Here is a 19,598-nt window from a genome sequence, read left to right on the forward strand (position 1 = left end):
CGCAGCCCATCGGGGCGGTGCGACGGTTCGCTAAATCCCCTCACCACAGAGTTTATGTTCGCCTGGCTTTTCTCATGACTGATCGGGGTTATGTTCATGACGCGCTCCAGCTCAACGCGAACAGGGTTTGCCCTGGCAAGTCGAAGCTGACGCGTCCTTTGCGGCAGGCAAATGGTGCGTCGCGGCTGCGGTTGTCCGCGCCGAAGTAACGCAACGCACCGTTGTTGAGTGGGCACTTGGCACCACTCAGGTCGACCCGCTGCAAACGCGTGCCCTTGTTCACACCTAGCAGGCCACGCTGGTCGTCGCCCGCCATCGCCAGCACATCGACTTCGAAGCCGTCGTTCTCCAGCCACAGCACCTGATGCAGCCAGTGCTGCGCGATGAACTGCTGGGCCAGCCCCACCGGTTTCAGCTCGAAACCCTCAGCGCCCAAGACCCGGATCATGCCTTTGGGGTATTCCGGCTCATCGGCGGCCTGAAACCAGTTGAGCATGCTCAGCAAACCGTCCTGCGAAGCGTTGATCACCACCGACGTCCACCACAGCGCGGCGTACCGGGTTTCTTGATCGTAGGGGCTGAGGCTGGAGCCGCTGGACAGGTTGGTCTGATCCAGCAGCAGAGCCTTGCGCGGTTGGCCGCGAGCGTCGAAGCCAACCAGTTCGGCAGCGCGGCGCACGCTGTCGCGGTAGACCCGGGTGGCGAGCAGGTCGCGGATCATCCATTCGTGCCACGCCAGCGCGTCGATCTGCTCGGCGGATTCACCGAGCAAGCGCCGCGCCCAGTCGATGCCACGCTTGTCTGCCGCGTTATCGGCGAACGGCCCGTTGACCAGCCGCGAACTGGCCGGCATGGCGATGCGCACGCCGGCCCTGGCATTCGCTGGATCGCTGCGCACTTGCCTGGCCATGCTGGCGAAAATCGCCCGGTATTGCTCGAAGCTCGAATAGTTGAGGTTCGGTTCATCGGCAAAACCGATGTAGTGCGTGCCTTTGCCGCCCAAGGCGCGGGTGCTGGCCAGCCACGCGTCGAGCCCGCCATTGCTTTGCACATCGGCGCGCAGATCGGCCTGACGCTGGCTGCCGGCGAGCAGGGTGATGTCCTGACGGATGCCGAAGCGCTCCTGATAAACCTTGCGGAACGCGTCTTCGAAGTGCGGATTCTTCGCCGTGACATCGACAAAACTGTAGTAACTGGCGGCGGTCGCTTTCAACGCATCCAGCACCGCATGGCTACTGGCGGGCGGCATCACATAGGGCAGGGCGATGCCCAGATCCGGGGTGCGTCCGAGGATTTTGTCGTGCAGGGTCAGGTGGATCTGGCCGGTCTCTTCGCGCACGGGTTTGAGTTGCTGCGCAGTCTGCGCAAACCGATTGGCCGTGCCGTCGAGCCAGAACGCCGCTTTGCCGCTGCCTTGCAGGCGCAGGCGCCAGACCTGTTCGCGCTCGCTGACCGGCAACGCCAGTTGATCGAACTGCCAGTAGGCGCGATAGGGTTTGAGCGCCAGCGTCAGTGGCTGATCATCGCCCACCCGTTGCGCCTGCAGCGCGTTGACCCCACCATGAAACTTGCCGGCCAGCACCGCCTGTTCCCCTGGCGCTACCTTGAAATACAGCTCGTCGCCGTTCTGTGTCTGCGCGCTGAAATGCACCTTGGCCGGCTCGAACAGCGCCACGGTGTGCTCATCGTGTTCGACCCGATAATTGCGGAAGCTGTAGCCAGGAATTTCCAGGCGATAACTGGCAGCGCCCGGCAGCAGCGGCCAGCTCTGGCTGCCACGGGTTTCGCTGGCCTTGATCAAGCGCTCGCCCTGCAATTTGCCCCGGCTGTCGAGCAGGTACAGATGCTCTTCGTTGGCGTCGGCCTGCCACGCCGGGGTCCAGCGAATGGTCACGGTGTCCGGGCGATCGGCTTGCAGATACAGGCTGCCGTCGCGGATCTCGCCCCAGCGCATCGACGCGGCAAAGGCGTCCAGCGACAGGCCGAGACCGAGCAGCAGGAGCAGGCCTTTCATACGGCCTTCCGGTGCAGCATCTGCCACATCGGCCCGACATCGCTGGGCAGGATGATCAGGGTTTGCCAAAACGCCACGCCGCTTAAACGGCAGTACAACACCAGCATCGCCACGGTCACGGCCAGGTAGGCAATCGACGATGCCGCCGCTGCACCGACGATGCCGTAGGCCGGAATCAACACCAGGTTCAGCGCCAGGTTGAGCAGGGCGCCGAGGCCCATCAGCAGCGACACCGTACCGGGGCGGTTTTTCCCCAGCAGGTCCAGACGCAGGATGCTCGCGTAGCACAGGCCGAGCAGCCCCGGCAGCAAGGCGAGCAGCGCCGGATACGCCGGTTGGTAAGCGATGCCGAACAGGGTGACGATCAGCCAGTTGCCGATCACGGCCATGCTCAGGCACGCACCGAGCATCACTGTGGCGGTCAGGCGCAGAGCCAGCGGGGTGACCTTGTCCATGCCTTCGTCTTGTTGCAACAGGCGTTTCATCAGCGGCGTGGTCACTGCTTCCGGGACGATCAGCAGCAGTTCGGCGGCGGCGCTGGCCATCGCATAATGCCCCAGCGCGGTGCTGCCGAGCAGGGCGCCGATGAACAGGTAATCCGAGCGCAGAATCACCTGTTGGAACAGCAAGTCCGGATGGCTGCGCGCGCTGTAGCGCAGCAGTTCGTTCTGGCTGGCGCGATCCCATTGCAGGTGCAGCGGTTGCGCGCGTTTGAGCCAGACCCAACCGGCCAGCACCACCAGGCTGATCCCGGCCAGCCAACTGATCAGCGCCGCTTCCAGCGCCGCGCTTTTCCACATCCAGAACAGCGCGAGAAACAGCAGCAGCGGCGCCAGCGATTCGGTCAGGCGCAAGGCGTTGAACGCAACCACGCCACCGGAGGCGTTGTGCAGGGTCAGCAGGCCGCTCTTCAGCACGGTCAGCGGTACCGCCAGCAGCAACAGCCAGGCCAGCAGACCGAGCTGCACGGTGACATCCAGTTCACTGCCGAACTCACGTACCAGCGCTACCACCAACAAGGTCAACAGGCCGGCGAGCAAGCAACCAAACACCAGCACCTGACTCAGCAGCAGCCCCATCGGCCGTTGCTTGGCGGCCTGATAACCGACGGCTGAATTCAACCCGCCACTGGTGGCAGCGCTGATCAGATCGGGCAAGGTGCTGAGCAGCGCAAACAGCCCGCGCTCACTGGGGCCGAGGATCCGCGCCAGCAATACGTTGCGCAGCAAACGCAAGGCGATCATCGCCAGTTTGGTGCCCATGCTCAGCGCCAGATGCTTGAGGTAATGGCTGCGGCTCATGGCCGGTTTCCACGAAAGATGCGCCACGACAGCAGCTCGGGATTGCGCGCGGTGCGTTGGCTGACGCCGAAACGTGGCAGGTTCAGTGGATCGCCTTCACCGCGATAGATGCCGGTGCCGGTGCCCAGCGCGAACGGGTAATCGTGGGCAGCCATCTGTTTGCGCACACGGTCGTCGTTGTTGCCGTTGGGGTAGCAATACACCGGCAGTGGCCGGTTGCAGCCGTTGTTCAAGGCGTCGCGGCTGCGGCGGATTTCTTCGCTCAGGCGCACATCGTCCAGTTCCGTGAGGATCGCGTGGCTGGCGCCGTGCGGGCCGAAACGCACCAGCCCCGAGGCTTCCAGCGCCCGTACCTGGTGCCAGTCCAGCGCTTGCGGCTGCGCTTCGGGCGGACATTCGTCGGTCAAGCGTTCGAGCATCGCCGGTTCAAGGTCTTTGAGGCTTTGCAGGTAGTGCAGCAGCGACAGGCTGCGGCGGTCGACATCGATGTCATCGACCAGTACCGGCAGTGGGTGGTGGATCATGTGCAGGTATTCGATCAGATGCATGCGGGCCTTTTCGCCATGGCTGCCCCACAAGGTCTCGCCAAGGCTTTCCCACCAGAAGCGCTGGCGGCTGCCGATGAAATCGGTGGAGAGAAAGATGCTCGCCGGCACCTGATGTTTTTGCAGCAGCGGGAACGCATTGACCGCGTTGTCGCGCCAGCCATCGTCGAAGGTCAGCGCCACCCGTGGACGGTCGCTGCGTAATGCGGTGGGCGTGAGGATGTCCATCAGCGGCACGCAATCGAAGTGCCGGCGCAGCCACACCAGCAGGTGCTCGAAGGCTTTCGGTCCGACACAGAGCTCATTGCGGTGCGGCAGGTCGGCGGCGCGGTCGTTGGCCAGCACCCGGTGCAACATCAGGATCACCCCGGCGCCGTGCAGCTGATTGCGTCCCACCGGGGAATTGAGGTAAAGCCAGCCACTGGTGCGTTTTATTAATTGTTTGATCGCCATGGCTTCGCTCCTTTCAACGGTTTTGTTCAGGATTCCACTGGGCGTAACGCTGGCCGCGCAAGAACTGCCACAGGCCGATGCTCATGCCTGCCAGCGTGACCAGCAGAAATGCCGCAAGGCGAAACGGTTTGGGTAACCGGTGTTGTGAATCCAGCAGTCCGGCAATCGCCACGGCGTAACCGAACAGTTGGGCGATCAGGGCCAGTCGATAGAAACCGTGGTCCTCCCACAGCCAGAAATTGCTCAGCAGTAATGGCAGCAGGAGGATCGGTGCCAGGCGCCGAATCAGTTTGTGGCTGATCAGCGCCAGCGAATACAGGCCATGTTTGAGCGGGTTGAGCAGTTCACGGCGCTGGGCGAGGCTTTGCAGGCCACCGACGGTGACGCGTTGACGGCGGCGGAACTGTTTGTCCGCTTCGTCGACACCGTGGTCGATCACCTGCGCCTCGGGCACATAGACAATGCGCTTGAAGGCGACAGGCGCGCAGGTGCTGAGAAAGAAGTCGTCATTGACCTCCGCCGGTACGCTCTGGAACAGCTCGCGGCGCAGGGCGAGCAGGGCGCCATCGGCCGAGACCATGCAACCGGTGCGATTCTCCACCCGGCGCAGCCAGCCCTCGTAATGCCGGTACAGACTGTCGCCGACGCTGAGGCCGCCGCCGGTCACCGGAATCACCATGTGCCCGGCGCAGGCACCGACGTTGGGGTCGCTGAGTGGCGCGAGCAGGTAGCCGAGGGTTTCCCGCGACCATTGGTTATCGGCATCGGTGAACACCAGGATATCGCCGGTCGCCAGCGCCGCCCCGGCATTCAGCGTTGCCGCTTTGCCCTGGCGCGGCAAATCGAGGACGGTGATGCGCGAATCGACCACCTTGTGCGCACAGGCCACGGTGTCGTCGGTCGAGCCGTCGCTGGCGAGAATGATCTGCAGCGTGGCCGGCTGATAGTCCTGCGCCAGCAGCGTGCGCAATTTGTGCTCGATGTGCCGCGCCTCGTTGTGCGCGGCGATCACGATGCTGATGTTCAGCGGCGGCGCTGGGCTGTGGCGCCAGGCCGGGAACAGCGGCGCCAGCACCGTCAGCAGCAGCGGGTAGCCAAGGTAGGCGTATACCGGCAGCAGCAGGCACAGCCAGAAAATGAATTCAGCCACGGGCAGGCCTCCTGGCATTCCAATGACACAGACTGAGAATGAACGCGGCGCCCGCCAGGTGCAGACGCACCCAGTGCAGGCCCCACAGTTGCAGGGTCAGGCCGATGTCGCGGTGTTTGATACTCTGCCGCACGCTCAGCACCAGCCCCGGCAGAAGGGTCAACGCGACCATCGTCGCGGCGTGATGCGGAAAGCCGTCGAGCAACGCTGAAATCGCCAGGAAATCGAGGATCCACACCGCAATCGACAGCAACGGAAAACGCAGCAGGCGCAGGCTGAACCCGTGGGTGCGCAGCAGTTGCAGATGACTGCCCTGGCGCCACATTTCCTTGCCCATCCACTCACGCCAGTTCATTTCGTAGCCCCAGTGCAGGGCGACGTTGTTGTTGATCGAGAGCAATACGGCGCCGTTGTCGCGCAGGCGCAGGGTGAATTCCTTGTCCTCGCCAGTGCGCAGGTGTTCGTCGAAACCGCCGACCTTGTCGAACCAGCGCCGGCGCATCAGCAGGTTGGAGCTGGGCAGCCAGTCCACCGGGTGCGAGCTCTGGCTGGACGGGCGCAGCGTGCGCCGTTGCCAGGCAGCGGCGTACCACGGCGCGGCAGGGGGGGTGTGCAGGTCCAGACCGAACACATCGGCCTGACCATCGGCTTGCAGCTCGAACAAGGGCTTGAGCCAGTCTTCGGGCATCTCGACGTCGGCATCAATGAACGCGATCCACTCGCCGCTTGCCAGCAGCGCACCGCGATTGCGCAGCGCACCGATCAGCAGGCCCGGCAGCACCAGCACCTGTGCACCGAACTGGCGGGCGATGTGCGGGCCGTCGTCGCTCGAACCGTTGTCGACCACGATCAACTCGCACTCGACATCGGCTGCATGTGCGGCTTTTTGCGCGGCGAGCAGCGTGCGGCCAATGTGCCGGGCCTCGTTGAACATCGGGATGATGATGCTGATCCGGTTCATGTTCTGGCCTCGGTCAGTGGCGCCTGCTCAGCCTTGAGGCGCAGGACGCTGGTCAGCGCGAGCATGATCCACACGTATTTCTGATTCGGTGCGCTGAGGAACATCAGGAACAGGGTCAGTGACAGGAAGCTCACGCCGAGGTGGGTCATCAGGTCCGCCTGTTGCCAGTCGCGCCGCCGCATCCACGCGGCGCGTGCGCGAATCAGGTTGTACAGGCCGAGGCCGAGCATGCCGACGAACAGCAGGCCGGCAGGAATCCCCAGTTCACTGAAGATTTCCAGGTAGGTGTTGTGGGCACGGCGGTACAGGTCACCGATCTTGCGGTTGGCGGAAAACGCCTTGGCGTAGCCGGTGGTCGCGTAGTGCAGCGGGAAGGTGCCGGGGCCTGATCCGAGCAGTGGGTTCTCGCGGATCATCTGCCCGCCGACCACGATGTACGAGGCGCGGCGGCCGAGGGATTCATCCTGTGCCTTGGAGCCGGCGCTGAGAATACTCAGCGACTGAATGCGCGCGGCGTAACCGGCGGGCATCGCGTAGATTGCCAGCGGGATCACGATGGCTGCACCGAGCATGGCGAAGCCCAGGTGCCGAGGGCGAATCCGCGTCAGTTGCGCGCGGTAGTGCCAGCAACCGATCAGCAGACTCAAGGCCACCACCACCAGCCCGGAGCGCGATTCGGTCTTGGTCATGCCTCCGAGCAGCAGCAGGCAGCAAGCGCCCCAGAACAACCGGTGGAGCAGATTAGGCCCCCGAATCACCAGCAGCAGGCCCAGCGGAATGGCGAAGGCGATCAGCAGGGCGAAGGCGTTGGGGTCCTCCAGCAGCCCGGCGGCGCGGCCTTGATCCTGGAATTTGGTCGAGAACATCGCCATGGCGCAGGTGGCACTGACGCTCAGGGTCACCAGTCGGGCGAACAGGTCCAGGTTCAGTTCACGGCCGATCAACAGGGTAATGACAAACAGGATCAGCCCGACGCTCAGTTCACGCAGATGCCCCAGTGACATACCGAGGTCATCGGTGTTGAGCAAACTGAGGAAATACAGGACGAGGAACCACAGCAGAAACCGCCAGATATTGCTGCGCAGGCGCTCGCCGGGAATCTGATGCAGGGCCAGTTGCAGCATCAGGATCACCGCCAGCGAGGCGCCGATCAGTTTGCTTCCGGACAGCGCACTGTCCTTGAAGAAACCTTCAAACGGTACCAGCGCGGCGATGCCCAGCAGGCCCCAGGTCGGCTTGCGGTACAACACCGTGAACCCCACCAGGCCAATGACCGCGCCGGGTGCGAGAAATGGATAGGGGCTGGCGAGCAGACCGATGCACACCAGACCGAGCAGCGTGACGATCGAGAGCGGGAAAATCATGCGCGTGCCTCCCGTGCCGTGCGGATGTACAGCTGCGACCAGCGTTCGGCCAAGGCCTTGAGGTCGTAGCGATCCTGTTGCGTACGCTTTGCGTTGTCACACAATTGCCGAGCCAGGTTCGGCTCGTTCAGCAGGTTATCGAGCTGGCGGGCGAGGTCGGCGCTGGCGGCGGGTGTCGCCAGCAAGCCGTTGTGCCGGTGCTCGAGTACATCGGGAATGCCGCCGACCGCAAACGCCACCACCGGCACGCCGCTCTGCATCGCTTCGAGCAGAATCATCGGCGTGCCTTCGGTGCGCGAGCTGATCACCAGCGCATCCAGTTGTTGCCACCACGGCTGCATGGCGGTCTGGTAACCGGGCAGGCGAATTCGTTGCTGCAAACCTGCGGCGTCGATCCGCGCCTGCAGCGCCTCACGTTCCGGGCCGTCACCGAGCATCACCGCGTCCAGTTGCGGATGCTGGTGACACAGCGGAATCAGGGCATCGAGAAACAGGTCCGGGCCTTTCTCGCTGCTCAAGCGCCCGACATAACCGGCCAGCCAGCGCTGGCGGTCAACGTTGCTGACCCACGCGGCGGCAGCGGGTAAACCGTTGGGGATCACCTGCAGCTTTTCAGCTTGCACGCTGGCCTGACGATGCAATACCGCGATGCTCTCGGCCACGCACACCACCCGATCCACCGACGCGGTGCGGCACAACTGCAGACTCAGCCAGGTGTAGAACTTCTGTTTGCGGCTGCGCGGGGTGAAGCCGTGCTGGGTGATGACCAGCGGCAAACGCAACAGTGTCGCGCCGACCCAGCCGAACAACAGCCCCTTGAAGTTGTGCGTATTGATCAGCGGCCGTTCACTGCGCCGGGCCCGCAGGTGGCGCAACAACTCGCCCAGCCCGGCACAACCACGACAGTCCACCCCGGCCTCGCGAAAGCGCGCGATCAATGCGGGCGGTGCATCGAGAAACAGCACCTGGTGCTGCCCCGGTGTCGCCAGGCAGTGATCGAGCAACATGCGCTCGGCCCCATAGAAGCCGCCGCTGCTGAGCAAGTGAATGATCGGCAGCGCGGCGTTCGGGGTGGACAGCGTGTTCAATTGCGCACCCAGTGCACGAAGCTTGGCACGGTCCAGTTCTTGTGCGGATTGCTCGGCAGCACGTTCTCGTCGTTGATCACCAGCAACACCGGCAGGCCCAGTTCGTGGGTGATTTGCGCCGGGTGTTTGAAACGGTGATCGAAGAACTCACGCACATAGACCAGGGCAATCGCCAGCAGCAGACCGGTGAACAGCCCGAACGGGATGATCAGCAGCGGTTTGGGGAACGCCGGCTCGGTCGGCTCGAACGGCGGGCTGAGCACCTTGGCGTTCGACAGGTCATCGTTGAGCGAACCGGCGGTGCTGCTTTCGGCGAAGCGTTGCGCATAGGTCGAGAATGCCGTGTGCAGCGCGTCGATTTCCGTGTCCATCTGCCGCAGCTTGCTCTGGGTCTGTTGCAAGGTGTGGATGCGGTTCTTGAACTCGGCGATGCGCGCGGTTTTCTGATCGATCACCTGTTGCACCACGGCCAGGTCATTGGTGCGTTCCTGAATGCGGTTGCTCACCACTTTGAGGAACTGCTGGCGGGTGCGGGCGATCTGTTCGCGGGTCAGCAGCATCGGCTCGCTGCCGGGCTGGAACACGGCGAGGTCATTCATGTAGCGGCTGACCTGAGTGGTCAGTTGCTCGCCCAACTGTTTGATTTCCCGATCCTCGAACGCCACGTTATCGACGGTGGTGGTGAAGGTGAAGGGGAAGGTGTAGTCGTTGAGCTTATTGCTGCTGGCAGCGGTCAGCGCGGTTTTCAGGTATTCGAGCCAGCGCTGGCTCTGCAACAGGCGATCCTGATACAGGTTCAGGGCTTGCTCTTCGGTATTGATCGCGTTCAGGCGGAAGGTGATTTCTTCCTTCGGATCGGACGATGCAACACTTTCCAGCAGCGCTTGCCGATTACCTTCCAGCCCATCGAGGCGCACCTGATACAGGTGCTTCTTGGTTTCGTAGAAGGATTGCGGCAAGTCGATCGATTGCAGCGCCTGACGGCTGACCAGGTAGTTCTGCAGCAGGGTCGCAACGAACGTGGTGCCCTGATGCGGATCCGGGAAGCTGTAGATGATCGAGATCACGTTGGAGCCGGGCAGGGTCTCGATCTTCAGGCTGTTGATCGCATCTTGCGTCAAGCCATCGAGCACCGTGTCACGCACCGGATCGGTTTGCAGCCCGAGCATGTTGCGCAGCGGATTGATCACGTACTCACGCAGCGGCGAAGAGACGTAACGCCGGATCGGATCGCTCACCAGTTTGGCGAACATACCGACCGGCGGGTTGTACTCGCCCTTGTCGCGCAACTCGCTGATGGTCTGGCGGATCAGCGCCGGGGACCGCAGGATGTTGCTTTCGGTTTCCATGTCCGCCAGCGACGGCGGAATGAAGGTGGCGTTATCGACCGTCAGTGACGTGGTGGCGTCACCCTGGGAGAGTTTTTTCGACTGCACGATCACTTGGGCGGTGATATCGAAGCTCTGTTTGAGCACCAGCGGCAGTACCAACGCGATGACTGCAAAGATCAGGAAGACCCGTTTCACCAGTTGCTTGTTGGCGAAGAAGATCCTGAAGAACTCATGCAGGTAGTTTTCCTTTGGATTCATGATCGGTCACCTGAGAGTCAGTTGTTGTTACTGCCTTTGTTGTCGACGCGGTAGCCGAAGCTGAAACCCACGCCCTGGAACAGCACCACATCGGCCAGTTGCCGGGCCAGATCGCCGGCACTCGCCAGTTTGGTTTTCGGCACGAACAGCATGTCGTCCGGTTGCAGGTAGGCGATCTGCGACGCATCGCCCGACAGGGCTTTTTCCACGTCGTAGTGCACGGCCTGCACCTGATTGCCGTTGCGGCGCATGATCACCACCGAGTCCAGACGCGCCTTGACGTTGGTGCCGCGCGCCAGGGTCAGCGCTTCAAGCACCGACACTGGACGGCGGATCGGGTAGGAGCCCGGTTGGCCGACCTCGCCCAGCACGTAGATCTCGTTGCCGGCGGTGGACTTGAGCATCACATCGACGCTCATCCGCCCCGGCAATTGCGCGTACTTCTGGTTGAGGAAGGTTTCCAGTTGATTGATGGTCATGCCTTGCAGCGGCACCGCGCCGATTTCCGGAAAGCTCGCATAACCGTCGTTGCCCACGGTGATCTCGCGGCTCATGCCGGTGGCCGGGTGATTCAGCGCGCTTTTCAGGTTCTGCTCATTGGTCAGCGGACTGATGACCTGGACCGTCAACTGATTGCGGTTGGGCTGGAACAGCTGTTTGCGCTGGTAGGCACGCTGGATTTCATCGCGCGCTTCATCGGCGGTCAGGCCGGCGATTTTCACCGAGGTGTTGGCGCCGGGCAGGTTGATGGTGCCGTCGGGCAGCACCAACTGGTTGCCATTGAGCTGGCTGGCGGCGGTGAAGTTCAGGCCGATCTGGTCACCCGACTGCACGCGGTAGGCGTCCGAGCCGCTGGTGCTGATGTGGAAGATCACATCCAGCACGTCTTGCGGACGCAAGGTCTGCTCGATCTTCGGCATGTCGGTGGCCTGGGCGTTGGCCGGGGTGGCGGTGAGAATGTTCACCGGCATGTGCTGGGTTTCGGAATTGCTGGAGCAGCCTGCAAGCGGCAGCATCAGCAGAACCAGTATCTTGGCGTTCATGGCGTCATCCCTCGCGTTTGCTTACAGGTTTTTGTAGAGCCACTTGGGCATGTAGTACTTGCGCCGGTTGAATACGCTGCCGACCACTTTTGCCCCGGCCTGGGTCAGGCGTTGCACGGCGGCCTGGGCGACTTCCCAGCGGGTGTCTTCGGCGCGCACCACAAACACCACGCCGTCGACTTGAGTGGCGAGCACCAGCGTGTCGGCGGCGGAATACACCGCGTCGCCGTCGATCACCACGAAGCGATACTGCGTGCCCAAGCGGTCGAGCAGCGGGCTCAGGCGCTCGGCGGTCAGGTGTTCGAGGGTGCGGATCGGCCGGCCGTTGGGCAGCACGTGGAACGGCAGGCTGGAAACCTGCACCACGCAATCCTGCAACAGCGGCGGGTTGTCCGGGTTGAACAGCAGGTCGCGCAGACCGCGCTCCTTGCCCAGGTTCAATTGCTGCGTGAGGTTGCCCGCCGACTGGCTGGCATCGACCAGCAGCACCTGGCCGCTGCTCATCTGCGCCAGTTGGCTGGCCAGCGCCAATGCGCTGGTGGTGGTACCGGCGCCCGGGTTGGCGGCGGTCAGGAACAGGATCCGCAGATCCAGATCCAGCACGGTCGAGATCAGGTTCGATTCGCTGGGGTTGGCAATGCTCAGGCTTTTGTTGGTTGAACCGTCCATTAGCTTGCTCCGTGGCCACTGAATACTTTGAAGGGGGTTTTCAACAAGATCTTCAGATCAAGCAAAAGGCTTTGCTCGGCGATGTAGCTGAGGTCCAACTCAACGCGCTGGTCGAAGTCGATGTTGCTGCGCCCGGAGATCTGCCACAGGCCGGTCATGCCGGGGTATATGCTCAGGCGCGCGAGGTGATTGTCCTTGTAGCGGTAGGCGTTGAACGAAGTCGGCCGCGGGCCGACCAGGCGCATGTCTCCGCTCACCACGTTGAACAGGTTGGGCAGTTCATCGAGGCTGGTGCGCCGCAGGAAACCGCCGATACCGGTGATGCGTGGGTCCTTGTCGATCTTGAAATCGATGGCGTCGACCCCGTGCTTGTTGAGGTGACGCAGCGATTCCTTCAGCTCTTCGGCGTTGCAGACCATGGTGCGGAACTTGTACATGCCGAAGGTGCGGCCGCGATAACCGGTGCGTTTCTGCACGAACATCACCGGTCCCGGGCTGGTGAATTTGATGGCCAGTGCCAGGCCCAGCAGCAGCGGCGAGAACACCACCAGCAGCAGCAGTGCACCGAAGCAGGCCAATACCCGGTTGGTGCGTGACAGCGTCCATGGCCGGCCACCGTCACGGCCGGTCAACCAGCCACGGCCCTGCCTGTGGATGGCGGAATCGAGGCGCATTCGGTGCTCGGGATCCATGCGCTTGTCACGGCGCATCTGGTTGATCGGTACACCTTGTTCATGTCCAGTCATGGGGACCTCCGCTGATGTTCAGCCGCGAGCGGCGCGTGGGCGATAGGCAGTGGGGTAGTAGTCGCGAAACCAGGCGATGAAACGCCCCAGTCCTTCATCCAGCTCGATCCGGGGCTGGAACCCGGTGGCCTGGGCCAGATCATCGGTCTCGGCACAGGTGTTGAGCACATCGCCCGGTTGCAGGGGCAAGAGCTCGACAATGGCTTTCTGGCCGAGGTGTTTTTCCATCAGCGCCAGGTAGGTTTTCAGCTCTACCGGGTGGTGGCCGCCAATGTTGAACAGGCACCACGGGGCCATGCTGCTGCCGGCGTCGGGGTGTTCGCGGTCCCACTCCGGGTGGTTGTGCGGCGGATGGTCGGTGAGGCGCGCGATGCTTTCGACGATGTCATCGATGTAGGTGAAATCGCGCTGATGCTCGCCGTAATTGAACAGTTTCAGCGGCGTGCCTTCGGTGATCGCCCGGGCAAACTGGATGGGCGACATGTCGGGCCGCCCCCATGGCCCGTACACAGTGAAAAAGCGCAGGCCGGTGCTGGGAATGCCGAACAGGTGGCTGTAACTGTGGGCCATCAGCTCATTGGCTTTTTTGGTCGCGGCGTACAGCGACAGCGGGTGATTGACGCCGTCGTGCACCGAATATGGGGTGTGCTGGTTGGCGCCGTAGACCGAACTCGATGAGGCGTAGATCAAGTGCTCCACCGGATGGTGCCGGCAGCCTTCGAGAATGTTCAGGAAGCCGCAGAGGTTGCTGTCCAGATAGGCCTTCGGATTTTCCAGCGAGTAGCGCACCCCGGCTTGCGCTGCGAGGTGGATCACCACCTGCGGTTGCTCGCGGACAAACAACGCTTCGATCGCGGCGGCGTCGGCCAGATCAATGCGTGCCAGCGGGAAATGCCCGACCTGATCACGCACCCATTGCACGCGATCGTGTTTGAGCTGCGGGTCGTAGTAGCCGTTGAAATTATCCAGGCCGACCACCGCATGCCCGTCGCGCATCAGCCGCAACACGCAATGGGCGCCAATGAAGCCGGCTGCGCCGGTGACCAGGATTTTCATGGGCGCAATCCTTCCGGTGCGATGTGGCGCAGGCCGATGCCACTGTAGTGCAAACCGGCGGCGGCCACGTGTTCCGGGTTGTAGAGGTTGCGACCGTCGACAATCACTTTGGAGCGCAACTTGCTCGCCAGCAGCTCGAAATCCACTACGCGAAAATTCTTCCATTCGGTGCAGATCACCAGCGCATCGGCATCTTCCAGGGTGTCGTCGCGGGTGGCGCACAAGTGCAGATCGTCGCGATAGCCGTAGAGGCGCCGGCACTCGGACATGGCCTCCGGATCGTAGGCCTGCACGCTCGCGCCTTCGGCCCACAGCGCGTCCATCAGGTAGCGGCTGGGGGCTTCGCGCATGTCATCGGTATTGGGTTTGAACGCCAGGCCCCAAATCGCAATCGACTTGCCGGCCAGACCCTGCGGAAACTGCGCCTTGAGTTTGCCGAAGAGGATGTGCCGCTGGCTGTCGTTGACGTCGGTGACGCTGCGCAGCAATTTCAGCGGCATGCCGTTGTGTTCGGCGGTGTGCAGCAGGGCGCGCAGATCCTTGGGGAAGCATGAACCGCCGAAGCCGCAGCCGGGGTAGATGAAGTGGTAACCAATGCGCGGGTCGGAGCCGATGCCTTTGCGCACCGCTTCGATGTCGGCGCCCAGCAACTCAGTGAGATTGGCCAGCTCGTTCATGAAGCTGATACGCGTGGCGAGCATCGCGTTAGCCGCGTACTTCGTCAGCTCGGCGCTGCGGTTGTCCATGAACATCAGTTTTTCGTGGTTACGGCAGAACGGCGCGTACAGCTCGCTCATCTGCTCGCGGGCTTCGTCATCGCGGGTGCCGACGATGATCCGGTCCGGGCGCATGCAATCGGCGAGGGCGCTGCCTTCCTTGAGGAATTCGGGGTTGGACACCACGCGGACCTTGAGGTTGCTGCGGCCGCGGCGCTGCAATTCTTCGCTGGCCTTGGCGGCGACCTGATCCGCCGTGCCGACCGGCACCGTGGACTTGATGATCAGGGTGCGATCGGCCTCCATGTGCGAGGCGATCTGCCGGGCGACGTTGAGCACGTGGGTCAGGTCGGCGGAACCGTCCTCATCGGCCGGGGTGCCCACGGCGATGAAGATCAACTCGGCATGCTCCACCGCGTCGCTGGCCTGGGTGCTGAACAGCAGACGGCCGGCCTTGATATTTTCTTCCAGCGCGGCGGATAAACCCGGTTCGCTAATAGGCGGTACGGCCTGTTGCAGTTGTTTAATCTTGTTCGGGTCAATATCCACACATAAAACCCGATGTCCGACATCGGCAAGTGCGGCTGCTTGAATAAGGCCAACATAGCCCGTACCAAATACGCTCACGTCCATATTGGCGTGCCTCGTAAGACGGTGGAAGAAGATCAAAATGGAACTGTCAAAAGGGGTATAGCGCAGGTGTGGAAAAGCGTGTCAGCAAAATGACATGTTGCACGTGTATAACACCGGGCTTTTTTCAGGCTATTGGCCATCAAGTGCTTGCTATTGCTGGATTTGTCGCGTCCTTGACCCTTTTTTCACATCCTGAAGAAAGCGATAAACGGTCGAAAGCCTTTAAATTAACGACTTGTAGCCGCTGGAGTGTGTCAGGAATGAGTCAACAGTTTTTTGACGCTTGACAGAAAAGTCAGGCTTTTCTTGCGCTTTGATGGCCGGGTGCTAGTGTCAGATTTTGACCGACAAACTATTGACCCAATGCCGTTTCGTACGACCGGAATCGCCATGTTTCGATATTTAAAAGAACTGCTTTTAGTTATCTATCTGCTGCTTTATTCCGAATATTACATTGAGCGGTTAAATGCTATCGGGGTCGGTTTTGCTGTGCTTCTTTTTGGCGCGATGTTTTTGGCGCTCACTTTAGCGTTATATCTAACGGCTTATATTCGTCAGGCATTGATTCGACACTTATTCGCAATAACGCTATTTGCTTCGGCGGTATTCTTTGATGTCTATACCCGGGTCACCGCGGATTACCTGAGCTACAGCAGCTTTGTCTCGCTGGTGTACTCCGGCGGCTTCATTCAGGAAGCCGCTTACCAGTATCGCGACGCGATCATTCATGGTGCGCTCAGCGGCCTGCTGTTGCTGTTCGGCATCGGGCTCAAACCGCGGCATGCGCTGGTGGTGCCCAATGCATTGCGGGTGGCGGCGCCGGTGTGTGGTGTGCTGCTGTTGAGCGCGGTGTTGTTCCTGCGGGCGGGCGAGGGCGCGCGTGGCTTGCCGATCATGTACACGCCGCTGGCCTATCTGAACCTGTTCACCTATGAAGCGCTGCACAACACGGTCGGCCCGCGTGAGCCCGTGACGCTGGCGCGCAGCGCTGCGACGGTCAATCACGACATCGTTTTGATTATCGACGAAAGCATCTCCGGCAATTACCTGGACATCAATGCGCCGTTCGGGGTGCACAGCAACCTCAAGCAGGCACATCCGGGGGTCGAGATTTTCAACTACGGCTACGCCGCGTCCATTGCCAACTGCAGCGCCGACACCAACGTTACGTTGCGTTACGGCGGTACGCGTGCCGACTACATACGGATCAACAGCACGCTGCCGTCGATCTGGCAGTACGCGAAAAAGGCCGGGTTGCGCACGGTGTACATCGACGCCCAGCGCACCGCCGGCAATCTGCAGAACCTGATGACCGACACCGAGAAAAAGGACATCGACGAGTTCGTGCAGTTTGACCAGACCAGCGTGCGAGACCGCGACATGGCTGCCGCCGCGAAGCTGATCGAGTTGCTCAACGACGATCAGCCGGAGCTGGTGGTGATCAATAAAGTCGGCGCGCATTTCCCGGTGCACGACAAGTACCCCGACGCCTTCATGGCCTACCGTCCGACCTTGCCGCGCGGGCAGTTCACCGAAGTGGCCGACACCGGCAAACGCGACGGTTTCAACGGCCAGCCGGACGATTGGCTGCTGTACCGCAACGCCTACAAGAACACGCTGTTATGGAATGTGGGCGAGTTTTTCGCCCGGGTATTTGCTCAGGCCAGGCTGAACAATGCGCTGCTGATCTACACCTCCGATCACGGCCAGGACCTGCATGAGCGCGGCAATCCCGGGCTCAATACCCACTGCGGTGGTGACCCGGTGGAGGAGGAGGGGCTGGTGCCACTGGTGGTGATTCAGGGCGATCAACTGCACGGCCCGGATTGGGCGCAGTCATTGCCAGTGAACAAGGACCGTTCCAGTCACTACAACATTTTCCCGACGCTGCTGCAGCTGATGGGTTACGACCTGGCGGGCATCGAGGCGGTATATGGCAAACCGCTGACGCTGCCGACGGCGGACGATTTCACCTTCAACTACCGCTTCAATGCGCGGCTGGGGGCCAGGCCTGAGTGGAAGCACATTGATCTGAACACCATCGTGACGCCGGGGGAGGCTGCGACCAGTGTGGCGACTGGGGATTGAGCGTTGTGTTGGGTTCACTGGCCCCATCGCTGGCAAGCCAGCTCCCACAGTGTTTCAGGGTGTACTCAGTATTTTTGAACAACCCAAGCCCTGTGGGAGCTCGCTTGCCAGCGATGGGGCCGGATCAGACCACCGAGAACCACCGGCCCCGATAAACCCCCGGCGCACAGCCCAGCCAACGCAGACACGCGCGGTTAAAGCTCTGCACATCGCTGTAGCCCAGTTGATCGGAAATCTGCACCAGCTCCAGTTCACCCGCCTGCAACAAATCCTCGGCCCGATACCGTCGGTACTCATCGAGCAATTCGGAAAAACGCCAGCCCAGCGCCTTCAGACGTCGTGCCGCCGTGCGCTCCAGCAGATGGCGCTCAGTGCAGAACTGCTTCCAGTCTGCCGTCGCCAGATCCTCGATCAGATAGTCGCCCAGCTGTTCGAGCAAGGTCGCTTCGCTGTTGCGTCGCGTCTGTTCCAGCAGATCCACCAGTGTCTGTTCCAGTGCCTGATTGCCCGGGGTCAGTGGCGCCACGAACAGTTGCGCATCGAGGCGGATCGCCAGGTATTGCTGCGAGCCCTGCACCGGAGCCCGGAAGGCGCGCTCATGTTCCTCGCTGCCCGGCGCGATCAGTTGCACACCCAGCACCGGATCGCGGCCCAGCCCGCTGGCGAGCAATTTGCGCCGCAACATGCTGCACAGGCTGATCAGGATGTAATCGGCGGTCGGTGCGCAGGCGCGCAGACTGCCGGCGTCGAGCAGGCGCAGTTCGACGCCATGCTCGTCACGTACGATCTGCGCGCGAAAATGGCCGTTGAAAAACGGGAAGAAATGCACGAAGTAAGCACAGGCTGTTTCCAGCGACACCGCCACATCGAACAGATAAGTCAGGCCATTGGTGGCCGTGGAAACGAAACGCCGACCCGCCGCAAGACCGATCAGCGGATCGTTGGTCTGCTCGCGGGCAAACGTCCAGAAACGTCGCGAGAGCATCAGCGGAATACGCATGAACGGTGTACGCAAGTCGAACAGCGTGCGGTGAAACTGCGCCTCGATAGCTTCACGGGCGATGCCGCGCGCCAGCAGTTCTTCGATCGCCGGCAGCAAGGTCGGGGCGTAAAAGGCGTTGGCGGGCGGCTGATTGATTTTTGTCATGTAGGGCTCACCGCATGTTTCGGGACACTGGTTAGGCTGGCCGACGTTAAGCGATTTGCCGGAGCAAGACCATGCTTGATTTACGCCAGCTCGACCTCAACCTGCTGCTCGCCTTCGACGCGATCTACCAGCAGCGCAGTGTCACCCGCGCCGCGCAAGTAATGTGTCTGTCGCAGCCGGCCATGAGTAATGCACTGCGGCGTCTGCGGGAATTGTGCGGTGATCCGCTGTTCATCAAAAGTCGTCTGGGCGTAACGCCGACGCTGGTGGCGCATCGACTGGCGGACTATGTGCGCTCGGCGCTGGAGTCGTTGCGCGACGGCCTGCGGATGATTCCGGCGGCGCGGCAGACCAACCCGTTGCTGCGCATCAGTTGCCTGGATTGCCTGCAACCGGTGCTGCTCGATGCCTTGCTGGAAACGCCGCATGCCGACTGGCAGGTGCGCTACTTTCAGCCGCGCCGGCGAGATGCCTTGCAGGAACTGGCCAGCGGCAAGCTCGATATCCTGATCGACCTCGATCAACCGCGCGCCGGACTCAACGGTTTGCACAAACGCAGCCTGCCGGCCGATCACTACGTGTTCGCTTACGGCGCCGGTTTGCAGGAACCGCCGCGCACCTTGCAGGCGTACTTGCAGCAGCCACAGATTCAGGTGTCGAGCCGCCGCGACGGGCTGAGTCCGGTGGATTTGCATCTGGGCCTCAAGGGCCTGCGACGCACCATTGGCGTGACCACGCAAAGTAGCCTGGCGGCCAAACTGATTGCCGATCGGCAACCGCTGGGGCTGAGCCTGCCCAGTCGCGTTGCCAGTGTGTTGGGCCTGCATCAGGTGCCGTTGCCGCTGGAGGAGCCGGTGGAGCTGAAACTGGCGCTGTACATCGAGGCCCGCTACCGCTTCGAACGCAGCCGCGAAGAAGCCATGCATTGCCTGCTGCGCGCCCTCGGTGATCCACAGACCCCGGCCATTTCCCAAACCCTGTGGGAGCGAGCCTGCTCGCGATAGCGGATTGTCAGGCAGTGAGATTTAGAAGGTG

Annotated in this window: 16 protein-coding genes; 2 read left to right on the forward strand and 14 right to left on the reverse strand. The window is 62.0% G+C overall.

Going from position 1 to position 19,598, the window contains the following annotated elements; all coding sequences use genetic code 11:
• Nucleotides 1-94: 94 nt before the first annotated feature.
• From AB1J88_RS03400 to AB1J88_RS03460, 13 genes are read right to left on the reverse strand one after another with little or no spacing between them, the layout of a single operon-like run.
• Nucleotides 95-2,014: a hypothetical protein gene (locus tag AB1J88_RS03400; protein ID WP_430290202.1), complete on the reverse strand. Its 1,920-nt coding sequence runs from the start codon at nt 2,012-2,014 to the stop codon at nt 95-97.
• The gene (locus tag AB1J88_RS03405; protein WP_430290203.1) at nt 2,011-3,315 is read right to left on the reverse strand and encodes a lipopolysaccharide biosynthesis protein; all 1,305 of its coding nucleotides are present in this window, start codon (nt 3,313-3,315) and stop codon (nt 2,011-2,013) included. Before AB1J88_RS03405 ends, AB1J88_RS03400 begins: the two co-directional genes overlap by 4 nt.
• Nucleotides 3,312-4,313 (reverse strand): polysaccharide deacetylase family protein, encoded by a 1,002-nt coding sequence (locus AB1J88_RS03410; protein ID WP_430290204.1) that lies wholly within the window; start codon nt 4,311-4,313, stop codon nt 3,312-3,314. Before AB1J88_RS03410 ends, AB1J88_RS03405 begins: the two co-directional genes overlap by 4 nt.
• A gap of 13 nt (nt 4,314-4,326) precedes the next feature.
• Entirely contained in the window at nt 4,327-5,463 is a 1,137-nt protein-coding gene (locus tag AB1J88_RS03415; RefSeq protein ID WP_430290205.1) for a glycosyltransferase, read from the reverse strand.
• Nucleotides 5,456-6,424 carry a glycosyltransferase gene (locus tag AB1J88_RS03420; RefSeq protein ID WP_430290206.1) on the reverse strand — a complete coding sequence of 323 codons (969 nt, stop codon included), beginning with the start codon at nt 6,422-6,424 and terminating at the stop codon, nt 5,456-5,458. Before AB1J88_RS03420 ends, AB1J88_RS03415 begins: the two co-directional genes overlap by 8 nt.
• On the reverse strand, nt 6,421-7,788 hold the full coding sequence (locus AB1J88_RS03425) for an O-antigen ligase family protein (RefSeq protein ID WP_430290207.1): 1,368 nt from the start codon (nt 7,786-7,788) through the stop codon (nt 6,421-6,423). Before AB1J88_RS03425 ends, AB1J88_RS03420 begins: the two co-directional genes overlap by 4 nt.
• A complete protein-coding gene (locus AB1J88_RS03430) occupies nt 7,785-8,876 on the reverse strand; it encodes a glycosyltransferase family 4 protein (RefSeq protein WP_430290208.1) in 1,092 nt (363 codons plus the stop codon). Before AB1J88_RS03430 ends, AB1J88_RS03425 begins: the two co-directional genes overlap by 4 nt.
• Nucleotides 8,873-10,465: a GumC family protein gene (locus tag AB1J88_RS03435; protein WP_041066270.1), complete on the reverse strand. Its 1,593-nt coding sequence runs from the start codon at nt 10,463-10,465 to the stop codon at nt 8,873-8,875. The genes AB1J88_RS03430 and AB1J88_RS03435 overlap by 4 nt, the downstream gene beginning before the upstream one ends.
• A gap of 17 nt (nt 10,466-10,482) precedes the next feature.
• A complete protein-coding gene (locus tag AB1J88_RS03440; RefSeq protein ID WP_047293356.1) occupies nt 10,483-11,508 on the reverse strand; it encodes a polysaccharide biosynthesis/export family protein in 1,026 nt (341 codons plus the stop codon).
• A gap of 21 nt (nt 11,509-11,529) precedes the next feature.
• Nucleotides 11,530-12,177 carry a CpsD/CapB family tyrosine-protein kinase gene (locus tag AB1J88_RS03445; RefSeq protein ID WP_007961335.1) on the reverse strand — a complete coding sequence of 216 codons (648 nt, stop codon included), beginning with the start codon at nt 12,175-12,177 and terminating at the stop codon, nt 11,530-11,532.
• On the reverse strand, nt 12,177-12,923 hold the full coding sequence (locus AB1J88_RS03450; protein ID WP_108183135.1) for a sugar transferase: 747 nt from the start codon (nt 12,921-12,923) through the stop codon (nt 12,177-12,179). The genes AB1J88_RS03445 and AB1J88_RS03450 overlap by 1 nt, the downstream gene beginning before the upstream one ends.
• Before the next feature lie 18 nt (nt 12,924-12,941).
• Complete coding sequence (locus tag AB1J88_RS03455; RefSeq protein ID WP_083368658.1) at nt 12,942-13,979, reverse strand: NAD-dependent epimerase; 1,038 nt, start codon at nt 13,977-13,979, stop codon at nt 12,942-12,944.
• On the reverse strand, nt 13,976-15,328 hold the full coding sequence (locus tag AB1J88_RS03460; protein WP_222018922.1) for a UDP-glucose dehydrogenase family protein: 1,353 nt from the start codon (nt 15,326-15,328) through the stop codon (nt 13,976-13,978). The genes AB1J88_RS03455 and AB1J88_RS03460 overlap by 4 nt, the downstream gene beginning before the upstream one ends.
• Nucleotides 15,329-15,718: 390 nt before the next feature.
• Between AB1J88_RS03460 and AB1J88_RS03465 the strand changes: the two genes are divergently transcribed.
• Nucleotides 15,719-17,416: a sulfatase-like hydrolase/transferase gene (locus tag AB1J88_RS03465; protein WP_430290209.1), complete on the forward strand. Its 1,698-nt coding sequence runs from the start codon at nt 15,719-15,721 to the stop codon at nt 17,414-17,416.
• Between the two features lie 124 nt (nt 17,417-17,540).
• On the opposite strand, the gene AB1J88_RS03470 is transcribed toward AB1J88_RS03465, so the two are convergent.
• Nucleotides 17,541-18,563, reverse strand: a complete 1,023-nt coding sequence (locus tag AB1J88_RS03470; RefSeq protein WP_430290210.1) for an AraC family transcriptional regulator ligand-binding domain-containing protein — start codon at nt 18,561-18,563, stop codon at nt 17,541-17,543.
• Between the two features lie 71 nt (nt 18,564-18,634).
• On the opposite strand from AB1J88_RS03470, the gene AB1J88_RS03475 reads away from it, so the two are divergent.
• Nucleotides 18,635-19,567, forward strand: a complete 933-nt coding sequence (locus AB1J88_RS03475) for a LysR family transcriptional regulator (protein WP_430290211.1) — start codon at nt 18,635-18,637, stop codon at nt 19,565-19,567.
• The last annotated feature ends 31 nt before the right edge of the window (nt 19,568-19,598 follow it).

It is taken from the genome of Pseudomonas sp. S8 (genome assembly GCF_050473925.1).
In the GTDB taxonomy this organism is placed as follows: Bacteria; Pseudomonadota; Gammaproteobacteria; order Pseudomonadales; family Pseudomonadaceae; genus Aquipseudomonas; species Aquipseudomonas parakoreensis.